The following is a 12,834-nucleotide window of genomic DNA, read 5'->3' on the forward strand; positions in this document are numbered from 1 at the left end:
CGGACGCGACGGAGAGGAGGGACGCTGGTGTCCAGTGCAGAGCGCGGCTCGTCGTCGGCGATGAGGCTGCGGAGCACCTGGCGGACGCTGGGGGAGTGGGTGCGCCAGCCGGCGCCCGCGCAGGCCGGCCCCGGCATCCTGTTCACGCTGCTCCTCATCCTGTGCGCCACCTACCAGGGCGGCATGATCGGCAGCGCGGTGCTGACCGGCCGCGTCGGCGACGGCGGCCTGGTTGCGAGGGTCGCCCCGACCAGAATCGGATTCACGGTTCTCATCCTGGCGGCCATTGGGTCGACGGCGCTCCTCACTGCGCGGCGCAGGCACCCGCTGGCGGTCTTCCTGACCGAGTGCGCCGTGTACGTGGCGGCCTCGGCACTGGGGCTCAACAACTTCTTCCTCGTCCCGGTGCTGGTGGCGCTGGGGAGCGCGGTGAGCCGGCTCCCGCTGTGGCAGCACCTCGTGGTGATCGGCGAGGCCTGCCTCATGGCGACGGCCAGTGCGGTCCTGGTGGCCCCGCCCGGGATCCTGATGGAGGAGTGGCTCAGCCAGGTGGTCGCTGTCCTGCTGACGGCCATCGCGGCGATGCTTGCGCGCAGCGTCGCGAACTGGCGGGCGGCGCAAGCCGAGCGGGAGCGTTTCCGGACGCTTCGGGCCGAACGCGACCGCGCGGTGAGCCGAGCCGGTATCGCCGCCGAGCTGCACGACTCCGTAGGTCACGGCCTGACCACGATCATCGCCCTGTCCGAGGGGCTGGCCGGCAGCGCCGACCCGGAGGTCGACGAGGCGCTCGGCGGCATCAACGAGGTGGCCCGGGAGTGCCTGGAGCAGACGCGCCGGGCGGTCAGGGCCTTGGCCGACGGCAAGGGTGAGTCGGCGGAGTCACCGGACCGGTACGGCGCCGGGCACCGGTCCTGGGACGAGATCAGGAGCGTCGTCGGCAGGGTCCGGTCGCTGGGTGTCACGGTCATCTTCACCGAGACCGGGCAGCGGTCCGACGACGCCGGGCAGGCCGACCTGTGCTTCGCGCTCACCCGGGAGGCGCTCACCAACGCGGTGCGGCACGCCCCGGTGCTGTCGCAGGTGCAGGTGTCCTGGGACCACGGCGAGTCGGCGGTGACGGTGATGGTTCGCAACGACGGCGCCTCGGGTGACAGTGACGGGGAAGACGACGGCTGCCGTGGTGGCCGTGGTGGGTCTGCGGAAGGGACCGGTCTGCCGCGGCTGCGGGACCGGGTTGAGGCGGCGGGAGGCTCGCTGGACTGGGGGCCCGTGTCCGACGGCGTCTGGCTGGTGACGGCGACGGTGCCGAGAACTCGCGGTGAGGGTTGAGGCGTGGGCGTGGAATCGGAGGGGTTGAGGCCAACGTCGGTCATGATCGTGGACGACCAGCGCTACGCGTGCCTGGGGCTGGCGCTCATGATCCGCAAGGCTCCGGACCTGCGCGTGGTGGCGGAGGCCGGTGACGGGCATGAGGCGCTGGAGGTCCTGGAGCAGCTGAACCGGTCGTCGGGGCTGCCCGACGTCGTGCTCATGGATGTGCGCATGCCGGGCATGGACGGGATCAGCGCGACCCGGGCGATGGCGCGGCGGTTCCCGACGGTGAAGGTGCTGGTGCTGACCACCTACGACGAGGACGACTACGCCTTCGGGGCGCTGGAGGTGGGGGCCTCGGGATTCCTGCTCAAGGACGCGCGCGCGGCGCAGCTAGCTCAGGCGGTGCGGGCGGTGGCGCAGGGCGATGCCGTGCTCACGCCGCGCGTCACCAAGGAGCTCATCGCGCGAGGGGTTCCGCGGGCGCTGCCCGGTGCGCAGCGCGAAGGGCTGCGGGAGAGGTTCGGGGCGCTCACGCCCAGGGAGCTCGACGTGGCCCGGCTCATTGCGGAGGGGATGTCGAACGAGGAGATCGCTGAGCGGCTCGTACTGCAGCCCGCCTCCGTGCGCCGCAACGTCAGTCGCATCCTGGCCAAGCTCCACCTGCGCGACCGCGTCCAGATCGCCGTCGCCTGGTACAAGAGCAATTAATTGATAGAAGGTTATTCAGGGGCGTGTATGGGGGTTTAGGGGTTCGGTGTGTTGAATGGGTGACGGCTCGTTGGTCTGAGAGAATCAGATTGCTACATGAAACCTCTCAGGAACGAGCCGTCATGGGTAAGGGTATCACAGGCCTGGACAGAACGCAGTTGAGCTGCCTGGTGGAAATGGTGCTGGGTGATACTGAGATCTCCTTGGCGCCAAGAATTCTTGGCCCACTGGCCGCGGTGCGGTCGACGTTGATGTATTTGCGCACCAACACCTCCCAGGAGGCGATCGCCGAGATCATGGGGGTGTCACAGCCGACGATCTCGCGGGCGATCTCGGTGGTCACCCGGATCATCGCCAGGGTCTTGGGGCCTGTGCTGGCGACCGTCGAGGAGGTCCCCCATGGGGGCGTGCACATCATCGACGGTACGCTCCTGCCGTGCTGGAGCTGGAAGGATCGGACGGACCTGTGGTCGGGCAAGCACAAGCGCACCGGCCTGAGCCTGCAAGTGCTGGTCAGCCCCGCCGGGCGCCTGCGGTGGGCCTCAGACCCGCTACCGGGGGCCACCCACGACACCAAGGCCATCACCACCTCCGGTCTCTTGGAAGAGATCGACCCCTCCTGCTGCATCGCCGATAAAGGCTACATCGGAACCGGGGTTCTCACCCCCTACAAGAAACCTCCCAACAGTGAGCTCACCAAGGCCCAGAAGCAGGCCAACAAATCTCTAAATGAAATCCGGTATGTCGTGGAGAGAACCATCGCGCACATCAAATCCTGGAAGATCCTGGCCCACGACTACAGGCGCCCCCTGCACACCTTCAAAGAAACTATCACAGCCACCCTAGCCCTCTACGCCTACACCAACCCCCGAATAACCTTCATAATAATGATTCGATGCGAAGCTCAATTTGAATCAAATTAGCTGAAGCACATAATGGGCAAGTTCGTATAGAAATGTTGCGTGTCGAGTTGTAAAAGTCATCAAAAAGACTTGGTGACTCTTGGTGGTCCAATTTGGGTGTTGAGCTTCCTGGGACTGCGGTGCTAACCTTGAGTAAAGATCTAGGCGAATGGGTCTGTAGGGCGATATTTATCGCTCATTCTAAGTAATTTTCAATACTATATTGAAGATAGGAGAATTGTTGTGGATACTGTTATTTCAGAAGTGCGCTGTTGTTTGGAATATAAACTATATCGCGCTGCACTCGCTCTAGCCTTGATGATTCCCGACATGTGTGGTGCCACGGAAAACTCGGACAAACAGGTGAAGTCTTACGATCGATATGTTACGTGGTTTGAAAAATGGGTGGCGCCAGAGTATATGAAATTCATTGAAGCGAGCGAAAAGGATGAAATATGTTTCGAGAAGAAATCACCGTATTTCTTCACCGGTGACGCATGCTATGCGTTAAGGTGCTCCTTTCTTCATGAAGGGAGCAGTGACGTCAAAAGAAAGGGGGCAGATAAGGGTGGTCCCGAAGTTGCCGATTACCAACTTCGACTAGTATTGGGAGGTTCTGATGGATATGGGCACAACGAGCACCGGTGTGGTGAAGTGAAACTCAATGAAATTTATAATGTGACGATAAACATCGTCCGACTCTGTGAGAACATATGCTCTGGCGCAGAAAAATTTTACGAAACAAGAAAGAACCTAGATTCCATTAAACAGCGCTCAGTATATGTTGATCTCGAAGAAATATTGCGCCGCAGTCAAGTGTCGTAGGTGACGATACTGCTTGGGTGATCAGTGGGACTTTAGTCGCTCGTTTACTAATTCGGCATCCACTCCGAGTTCAATAGCAGCCCAAGCGCGAATTAAGGTGAGCCCTTCTTCCGCTTTTTCCTCTGCAACCCGCCAATCTGTTGCCTTCCTGTTCGCATGCTTCAATCCGTTGTAAGCATTTCCTGCTTCGGTAGTCCACCGCTCTGGAGTCGATGATTTCGTGATGAGAGACACTGTCGGCTCTCCTACCAATTTGACAATTTGAGCCACTTGGTCGTTAAATGTTCGGAGTTGTTTGTTAGAAGTTCCGCATTCTTTTCCGATCGAGAAGCCTAATGCCTCTAAGGCGATCGCAACGTTGATATACTTCATTTCTGAACTGAGATTCTTGCTGAAGTATGTGGAAACTGCGATATTTAAAGCTCTGCGCCATGGAGATTTCGAAGAGAGCCATTCCCCTAATTTATCTGAGTTTAATTCCTCCAGATGAAATAAAGGTGAGGTGGTTGAAGGTGTTATTTTGACCGGCGCTTCTTCCCTGCGCTCCGAGGGAGCGAAGACATCCTTCCATCGCTTAACAGTTTCACCATTGCGAAGCACTTCATCATCTTTTCTCCATGCCGATGTGATGGTAAATCTGCAGGCTCTACCATAAGCGAGCGTCATAAGATCGGCCATCATTTGATGCGAGCCTTCGTGATTTTCCCAACTCGTTTGAGACTCAGAGTGTGTTTTATATACCAATGCCCCAGATATCGACGATACTTCGTCGTATCCTGTAGGTTTATGTATGAAGTACGTTTCGAGATGGGGGCTGAACTCTCCCAGGAGGTGTTTTGTGGGTAAATTCTCGGACCTTATTGATATTGCGTTAAGTCGATTTTGATCGCGGTCATACTCGATATTCGTCTCAGTTGGCCACATTTCCGCCCGCTCCGCGAGGCCGTCTATTTTCGATGCCAGCCCATTAATCCTGGAGTAGTCTTTTCCGTGGCGACCTGCCTGAACAGCGCGACGGTATCGGAATTTAAACTCACTGTATCCCAGTGTTGAAAGCGACGATCTCTGAAGTATTCCGTCGTTAAGAGTTATCCATCCTTTAGATGTCATCGCGATAAGTGGTTCTGGGGCGGTGACTGGTGTAAGCGAGCTGAATATATCTGTGACAGAGTTACTTCTAAGCCAACTTACCAATACTCCTTCGTTGTCAAACTCTATTAAAACAGTCTCATTGTTTTCGGGGTTAAGGGACTGTGTGTGAGCTAAATACGCTCCAGATTCTGGAAAAGTCATTGGTCTTCCTGGCGGCTAGTTTGTAGCGGATGTGGAACCAAACCCCGGAACCTCTCCACGTAGGCGGCCAGGGCGGCTTGGACGCGGCGCTTCTTCTCGTCGTGGCCGTCATCGCCGACCGAGCGGCGGAACCTTGAGGTGGGCGGCAGAATCCTCGTGATCGTGGTTCCCTCGGTGGGCACGTACCCGTCCCGCAAGGCTGCCTCCACCAGCGCCTTCGCCGGCCCCTCGCGCAGCCGCTCATCGCGGATAATCGCCGCCAGCTCCTCGCGGCGCCGCTGCTCAATGAACGCCCGCCACTGCTCATCCACGTCCCCGAATGCGGATACCGTGTGCACGAAGTCCTCAATGAGATCGCGCTTGTTGTGCAGGCTGGGACTGGACATCACAGCCCGGCGGATCTCCACCGGGATCTCCTTGTCCTCGCCGTCGCCCGCCTTCTCGCGGTGCTTTTCCACCAGCATGAGGATGTAGGCGACGCCCACCTCCACCTGCTTGACCAGCTCGATCTCGAAGACGAGATCGTCGTTGACGACCTCCTTTTCCACATCGGCGGCTCGCCGCATCTCGGTATACAAGTCCACGTACACGCTGCGGTAGTCCTGGAACTCGGCCTCGCCGATGACGTCGTCGTCTCCGAAGTCGTCAAAGCTCGCCAGGATGTTGCGTAGCCGCAGGATCTTCCCGAACTGGCGGATGAACTCCTTCTGCTCGGTCTCCGAGGCGATCAACTGTCCCGGCTCGAACCTCGCCCGCAGCTCGCTGAGCCTCTTAAGATACTCATCCAGGTACTCCTTGTACGGCTTGAGGAGCACCAGCCCGCCGGCGGCCTCGTTGCCGAACAGGGCGATGGCCTCGTCGGTCTCTTCCTGCAGGTCCCGAAAGCAAACTACGTTGCCGTAGGTCTTGACCGAGTTCAGGATCCGGTTCGTGCGCGAGAACGCCTGGATGAGCCCGTGTGTGCGTAGCGACTTGTCCACCCACAGGGTGTTGAGCGTCTTGGAGTCGAACCCGGTGAGGAACATGTTGACCACGATGACCAGGTCGATCGTCCGCTCCGCCAGCCGCCGGGAGATGTCCTCGTAGTAGCCCTCGAAGCCCTGTGCGCTCGTGTCGTAGGCGGTGCCGAACTGCGCGTTGTAGTCGCGGATCGCCCCATCGAGGAAGGCACGGTCGTCGGCGGTCAGCTGCGAGGGGTCCACGGCCTCATCGGCCAGCGTCTCACCGGGGGCGTCGGCGTTGGGCGCGTAGGAGTAGACGATGCCGACGCTCAGGCGCCGGTCCGGGGCCAGCCCCTCCTGCTGCCGCTTGAACTCCATGTAGTAGGCGCGCGCCGCCCGGATCGACGCCGTCGCGAACAGGGAGTTGAAGCCCAGCAGCCGCTTCTGCCCCAGCGTGTAGGAGGAGTTGCGCCGCGTCTTCTGGTCGAAGTGCTCGCGGATATAGCCCACTACCTGGGTCAGCCGCTCGGGTGCCAGTAGCGCCCGCTCGGTGTCGATGGCGCTGATCTCTGCGTCGCGCACGGCGTCGGGCATCTTGATCGTGTCGATGTAGTCGATGCGGAACGGCAGTACGTTCTTGTCCCGGATCGCATCCACGATCGTGTACGTGTGCAGCTGGTCGCCGAAGGCCTGCGCGGTGGTGCGAAGCTGGACATTCCCGCTGGAGCCGGAGTTGGCCGCGAAGATCGGCGTGCCCGTGAACCCGAAGAGGTGGTAGTTGCGGAAGGCCTTGGTGATGGCCGTGTGCATGTCTCCGAACTGGCTGCGGTGGCACTCGTCGAAGACGAGGACGACATGCCCGGTATAGATGGCGTGCTTGCGGTTGCGGCCCACGAAGTTGGAGAGCTTCTGGATCGTGGTGACGATGATGCACGTATCCGGGTCGTTGATCTGCCGGCTCAGCTGGTTGGTGGACTGGTTGGCGGAGACCGTCCCCTCGGCGAAGCGGTTGTACTCCTTGATGGTCTGGTGGTCCAGGTCCTTGCGGTCGACGACGAAGATGACCTTGTCGATCCCCTCCATCCCGGCGGCCAGCTTCGCGGTCTTGAAAGAGGTGAGGGTCTTGCCCGAACCGGTGGTGTGCCAGATGTAGCCGCCGCCGGCCACGGTTCCGGTCTGCTTGTTGGCCGATGCTGTGAGGATCCGCTGGAGGATCGCCTCAGTCGCGGCGATCTGGTAGGGCCGCATGACCAGCAGCTTCTGCGCGGTGGTGAAGACGCAGTAGCGGGTCAGCAGGGCCAGCAGCGTGTGCTTGGCGAAGAAGGTCCGGGTGAAGTCGACCAGGTCCGTGATCGGCTTGTTCGCGGCGTCGGACCACCAGGAGGTGAACTCGAAGGAGTCCGAGTTGGCGGCCTTGGACTCGCGCTTGCCGCGCGTGGACTCGGTGACGTGGTCGAAGCGGGTGGTGTTCGAGTAGTACTTGGTGTGGGTGCCGTTGGAGATGACGAAGATCTGGACGTAGCCGAACAGGCCGGCACCCGCCCAGAAGGAGTCGCGCTGGTAGCGGTTGATCTGGTTGAAGGCCTCACGGATGGGCACGCCGCGGCACTTGAGCTCGATGTGCACCAGCGGCAGGCCGTTGACGAGGACGGTGACGTCGTAGCGGGTGTGGTGGGCGCCGGCCTCGACGACGTACTGGTTGGTGACCTGCAAACGGTTGTTGTGGATGTGCTGCTTGTCGATGAGCCGGATGTTCTTGGACTCGCCGTTGTCCCGGATGAGGACCTGGACATGGTCCTCCTGGATACGACGGGTCTTCTCCGCGATCTCGTCCCCGCCGCCTGAGCGGGTGCGGATCGACTGGGCGAAGAAGCGCTCCCACTCCTCATCGGTAAAGGTGTAGCCGTTGAGGGATTCGAGCTGGGTGCGCAGGTTGGCGACGAGCTCGTCCTCACTGGTGAAGGAGACATACTCGTAGGCCTGGGCCTGCAACTGGCGGATGAAGGCCGCTTCCAGCTCGGCTTCCGACTGGTATCCGGTACGGTCGGTCTCCTCGGGCTCATAGAGTCCGACGACGGTGCTCTCACTGGTCAGAACAACCGGTTCGACGCCGATGGCCGAGGCTTCACGAATGGTCATGGGAGGACACTTTCGTCAGGGCGGAAAATGTGGGTAGAGACGGATGAGGATGGAGGGAATGAGGTGGGGTAGCGCAGGTGGAGGACTGCGCGTGAGCGCTACTTCTTCTCCGGGAAGGTGAGGAGACGGTCGCGGTAGTACTCGTACTGCTTGCGACGAGCCTCGATCTCGGCGGGGAGGCCGGAGGTCAGATCGTTGACGAGAAGATCGAACTTGTCCAGAAGGTGAACAATTTCGCGTTGTTGATCGATAGGTGGAGCTGGGACGAGGGTGTCGCTCACGATTTTAGAATTGAGGTTTTTTACCGTTCCCGAGCCTGCGCGTTGCGCGAATCCGTTTTGAATTGGGGATGATCGTAAGACATGATAGAGGAAGTCTGGGTCGAAGGTCTTCTCGTAATTGGCTATGACTAGCCAGCCGTCATGAATGCATCCGTTGATCTTTGAGATGTATGGCCTACCGAAGCTCATGGAGTTTGATAGGATGAAGTCTCCCGGTTTGATTTGTCGCGACTTGTCGACGCCATCGGTGCTGATGTGCTGTGCGGTGGTGGTGACGTACTTTCCCTGTGGCGGAACGTCTCCGATTTTGATCCACGGCATTCCTTCTTCATTCGTGATGAACTTGCGGATTGGTCGCGGAGAGGCTCCTCGTGCGATATAGGAAACTTCCCCCAACTTGACGGATTCTTTTGGAGATCGAGGTGCCACAAGGATGTTGCGATAGTGTGCATACTGTTGTTGGCGGGCCTCCAGCTCCGTCTCTAGTTCTGCCTTCAGTTGGGAGAACTGGTCTAGCGCCCTAGCGATCTCCCGTTGGATTAGAATAGGGGGAGTGGGGATATGTAATTCATTTAGGGCGCGTTGGGTGAGGCTGGGTACTCCCCCTGCTTGGTTCATTTTTTCCAGATGCAGAGTCTGGAGGTAGTAATAGAAGTACTTTGGCTCCAACTGGCTGCTAATTTCTGTATAGAAAATTGTGTCTACAGTCCAGAAGGGTCCTTCGACAAAATAAAGCTTATTTAGGGAGCCCTTTCGTGGAATAAGGACTGATGGGCCCTCCGACGCGCTTTCATTTACATAAGATATGACCCCGCCTGATCCATATACAGGAATGTCTCCCTGCTTCAGGTGTTTGAAATCTCGTCCGTTCTTGATGCGAACAAGATCTTTGAGTAATTTGTGCTCAACGCCGTCAGGGCAGAGGTCGCGGATGAGGTCATCGATGCGGCTCACCGGGCACCGCCTTCGAGGTCGGCCACGATCTCATCAATGCTGGCTCGCAGCACTGCCTGCCGCTCCACGATCTCCTTGATCCGGGCGTTGAGCTCCACGATGTCGACCTCCTCGCGAGTGTCCTCCGCCTCCACGTAGGAGGACACCGACAGGTTGAAACCGTTGTCCCTGATCGCCTCCGCGCTCACCAGTGCGGCCACGTGATCGACGTCGGCACGCTTGGCGAGCGTCTTCAGGATCATCTCCTGGTTCTCCGCCGAGAGCTTGTTCTTGTTGCCCTCCCGTACGAACTGCTTCGAGGCGTCCACGAACAGGACACTGTTGTCCTGCTTCGACTTCTTAAGCACGATGATGCACGTGGCGATTTGTGTCCCGAAGAACAGATCCGGCGGAAGCTGGATGACGGCGTCGACATAGTTGTTCTCCACCAGGTACTGGCGGATTTTGGCTTCAGCGGCACCGCGGAAGAGTACGCCAGGGAACTCGACGATTGCCGCTGTCCCATCCACCGCCAGCCAGGACAGCATGTGCATGGTGAAGGCCAGGTCTGCTCTCGACTTCGGGGCCAGCACGCCCGCCGGGGAGAAGCGTGGGTCGTTGACGAGAGCCGGATCGTCCTTGCCGATCCACTTCGTCGAGTACGGCGGGTTGGAGACGATCGCCTCGAAGGGCTCATCATCCCAGTGCGCCGGGTCTGTGAGCGTGTCCCCATGGACGATGCTGAAGTCGGCGAAGTTGATGTCGTGCAGGAACATGTTGATCCGGCACAGGTTGTAGGTGGTCAGGTTGATCTCCTGGCCGAAGAACCCGCCTCGCACGTTCTCCTTACCGAGCACCTTCGCGAACTTCAGCAGCAGTGAGCCCGAACCACAGGCCGGGTCGTAGACGCGGTTGACACTCTTCTTGCCCATGACCGTGATGCGGGCCAGCACCTCGCTGATCTCTTGCGGGGTGAAGAATTCGCCGCCCGACTTGCCCGCGTTCGAGGCGTACATTGTCATGAGGAACTCGTAGGCATCGCCGAAGGTGTCGATCGAGGACTCCCCGTAGGACAGGTCCAGGTCCCCGATCGCCTGCATGAGCCGCGTGAGTTTGTCATTGCGCTGGGCCACCGTGCGGCCCAGCTTCGTGGAGTTGACGTCCACGTCGTCGAACAGGCCCCGCAGGTCCGACTCCGAGCCCGTGCCGGTCGCGGAGGCCTCGATGCTCTTGAAGATGCGCGAGAGGGTCTCGTTGAGGTTCTCATCGCGCGGTGCCCGCTCGCGCACGTTGTCGAACAGGTCCCCTGGGGCGATGAAGAAGCCCTTCTCCTCAATGATGCCGTCGCGGGCGCCCTCGGCATCGGCGTGCGACAGGAAGCGGTAGTCGAAGTCCGGGTCCCCGGCCTCGCGCTCGCCGGCGTTGATGTACTCGGTGAGGTTCTCGGAGATGAACCGGTAGAAAAGAAAGCCCAGAACGTAGGCCTTGAAGTCCCAACCGTCCACGCTCCCGCGCAGGTCGTTGGCAACTCGCCAGATCGCACGGTGAAGCGCATCGCGCTCAGTCTCTTTGCTCAACAGTCGGCCTCTTCGTCGTCAGGATGGGGGATCGGGCAGAAGTATCCCACCAACTGAGGACGTCCGATGACCACGTGCTGGGTTTGGGGTACTGGATGGGCGACGGCTACGCTCGCAGGCAGACAGCGAGCATCGGGCTTGGACCGGTGCGCCTACTCCGGCGGTCCCGCACCTGAGGTGCGGGACCGCTTGTTCGTGTTGGCGTCCGGCCTGACGCGGGTGGGGTGGGGAAGGGCTGACGCATTGGCCCTGGAAGGTGCCGCCGCTGGGGCATTCGACGCCGTCGGGGTGCGTGTCCCCGGCTGAAGTGGTACGCACCCGGCGGCCCCGACTCACGACGCGGGCTTGAAGCCGATGACCTTTCCGTCTTCCTTGTTGTAGCCGACGATGAAATCTGGTTTCACGCCGATGAGAGAATCGCCGTTCTGCCAGTCGATCCCGGTGAATTCAATGTTCCTGCCGGTCTTGACTTCCATCAAGAGAAGCACCGAGCTGGGATCGCCGTGCTTCCATGTGGCCAGCTCGGCAATGCGGCCTTTCTGTGACGCGGCGGCGTTGGAGGGGCAGGGATTGTCGTCTGAGTTGCGGTCGGGGCTGTCTCCAGGGTTGGGGATGGAGGTGGCACTACCGTCCTTGGGAATGATCTTGGATACGCAGCCACCTCCTTCGGAGGAAGATGAGAAGGGGGCCTTATCATAATCCTCGTCCTTGAAGTAGGCGAGATACTCCTCTGAGGTGATGAGGGCGTTGTCCACCGTTCCCGGCAACTTCTTCTTCTCGGTGTCGATGACGTAGCTCGTCTTCTTCGTGCCTTCGAAGTCGTAGATGGTTTCTCTCCATTTCTTGGAGTCGGACGAGTCTGAGTCGCCCGTGGAGCCGTCCTTCTCCCTCTGGTTGACTACCCATCCATCGCTGAGGAATGTGATTGAGGTGTCGTTGTTGACCCGCTTTCCTCCCAAGATGGTCGTGTCCCCGGTGTCGATGTCAATGACGGCATTGAAGAGTCCGACGTAACGGTGGCTGTCCTTGATGGTGAGAGCGCCGTTGTCGAGGTAGGGCGAGGATGGGATGTCTTCCATCCCCGGGATCTCGCGGGACCATTTCTGCTTCTTCTGGGAATCCCATGCCGTGCACTTTCCACTGCTTTTGCAGCCGATGGCGATGTCGTCGGCGACGAGGGCGTACTTATCGTCACTCCAGGGTGCCGACGAGGTGTCGCCGGACTTCAAGTCGATGAGGGTGGATTTGTGGACGAGGGTACTCTTGCCCCATAACTGAAAAATTGGTGGTGTGGAGTAGGAGGAGGTCAGGTCCTCGTCGTCGATGTCAACCTGCCACGCCTCCTTCATATTCTCGCCCAGTGGTGTATAGCCCTTCAGAGTGGACGTTGTCTTGTCGAACGTGAGGAAGTAGCTGCCTGCAACATATGGTTCAGCATTGGCCTCAACGTCGGCGCTCCATGTCTTGCTGGCGCCTTTGCTCCAGGAGTCGGACAAGGAGACGTCCCGGGACGTGGAGTAGACACTGCTCCTCGCCAGGAAGTACCAGGCGGCCACGCCACCTCCTGTCAGGAGCAGGGCGATCGGCAGAACAATCGCGAGCGCTCTGAGGCCCCGCCTTTTCCTGGGCTGTACCGGCGGGGCGTACATCGGGTCACCGTACGTCGCTGCGCCGTATGTCGGCGCCGCGGCCTGGCTCGGGTCGTACGCCTGCCCCTGTCCCTGCACGTACCCCGGCTGCATTCCGCTCGGCACCCCGGGCGGCATCGCGGGCTGCTGGTCCATGGCCTGCGCCGCCGACTGCATCGAGGGCGCCGAATACGGCTGAACCGACGGCGGCAGTGCAACGGGCTGCGCCACCGGAGCGGGCTCCTGCGGGAGCGGGCTCTGCTGGGCAGGGGTCGCCATGCCGTACCCCTGAG

At 60.1% G+C, this 12,834-nt stretch carries 9 protein-coding genes; 4 read left to right on the top strand and 5 right to left on the bottom strand.

All coding sequences use genetic code 11. From position 1 onward, the window contains the following. Positions 1–27: 27 nt before the first annotated feature. The 4 genes from HMPREF9056_RS11925 to HMPREF9056_RS14225 all read left to right on the top strand — a co-directional run bounded on the left by HMPREF9056_RS11925 (position 28) and on the right by HMPREF9056_RS14225 (position 3,749). Entirely contained in the window at positions 28–1,329 is a 1,302-nt protein-coding gene (locus HMPREF9056_RS11925) for a sensor histidine kinase (RefSeq protein ID WP_253270033.1), read from the top strand. 3 nt (positions 1,330–1,332) lie between these two features. Continuing rightward, entirely contained in the window at positions 1,333–2,022 is a 690-nt protein-coding gene (locus tag HMPREF9056_RS11930; RefSeq protein ID WP_087942276.1) for a response regulator transcription factor, read from the top strand. Between the two features lie 122 nt (positions 2,023–2,144). Further along, a complete protein-coding gene (locus HMPREF9056_RS11935; RefSeq protein ID WP_009746984.1) occupies positions 2,145–2,945 on the top strand; it encodes a transposase family protein in 801 nt (266 codons plus the stop codon). Positions 2,946–3,167: 222 nt separating this feature from the next. Next, on the top strand, positions 3,168–3,749 hold the full coding sequence (locus tag HMPREF9056_RS14225; RefSeq protein WP_157185082.1) for a hypothetical protein: 582 nt from the start codon (positions 3,168–3,170) through the stop codon (positions 3,747–3,749). Between the two features lie 21 nt (positions 3,750–3,770). On the opposite strand, the gene HMPREF9056_RS14230 is transcribed toward HMPREF9056_RS14225, so the two are convergent. The 5 genes from HMPREF9056_RS14230 to HMPREF9056_RS11960 all read right to left on the bottom strand — a co-directional run bounded on the left by HMPREF9056_RS14230 (position 3,771) and on the right by HMPREF9056_RS11960 (position 12,697). Continuing rightward, positions 3,771–5,042 (bottom strand): hypothetical protein, encoded by a 1,272-nt coding sequence (locus HMPREF9056_RS14230; protein WP_009746986.1) that lies wholly within the window; start codon positions 5,040–5,042, stop codon positions 3,771–3,773. Next, entirely contained in the window at positions 5,039–8,122 is a 3,084-nt protein-coding gene (locus HMPREF9056_RS11940; RefSeq protein WP_009746987.1) for a type I restriction endonuclease subunit R, read from the bottom strand. The genes HMPREF9056_RS14230 and HMPREF9056_RS11940 overlap by 4 nt, the downstream gene beginning before the upstream one ends. A 98-nt stretch (positions 8,123–8,220) precedes the next feature. Next, positions 8,221–9,357, bottom strand: a complete 1,137-nt coding sequence (locus HMPREF9056_RS13860; protein ID WP_087942277.1) for a restriction endonuclease subunit S — start codon at positions 9,355–9,357, stop codon at positions 8,221–8,223. Next, positions 9,354–10,913: a type I restriction-modification system subunit M gene (locus tag HMPREF9056_RS11955; RefSeq protein ID WP_009746989.1), complete on the bottom strand. Its 1,560-nt coding sequence runs from the start codon at positions 10,911–10,913 to the stop codon at positions 9,354–9,356. Before HMPREF9056_RS11955 ends, HMPREF9056_RS13860 begins: the two co-directional genes overlap by 4 nt. A 332-nt stretch (positions 10,914–11,245) precedes the next feature. After that, positions 11,246–12,697, bottom strand: a complete 1,452-nt coding sequence (locus tag HMPREF9056_RS11960; protein WP_253270034.1) for a hypothetical protein — start codon at positions 12,695–12,697, stop codon at positions 11,246–11,248. Between the last annotated feature and the right edge of the window lie 137 nt (positions 12,698–12,834).

Source organism: Actinomyces sp. oral taxon 170 str. F0386, assembly GCF_000195595.1.
Classification (GTDB): domain Bacteria; phylum Actinomycetota; class Actinomycetes; order Actinomycetales; family Actinomycetaceae; genus Actinomyces.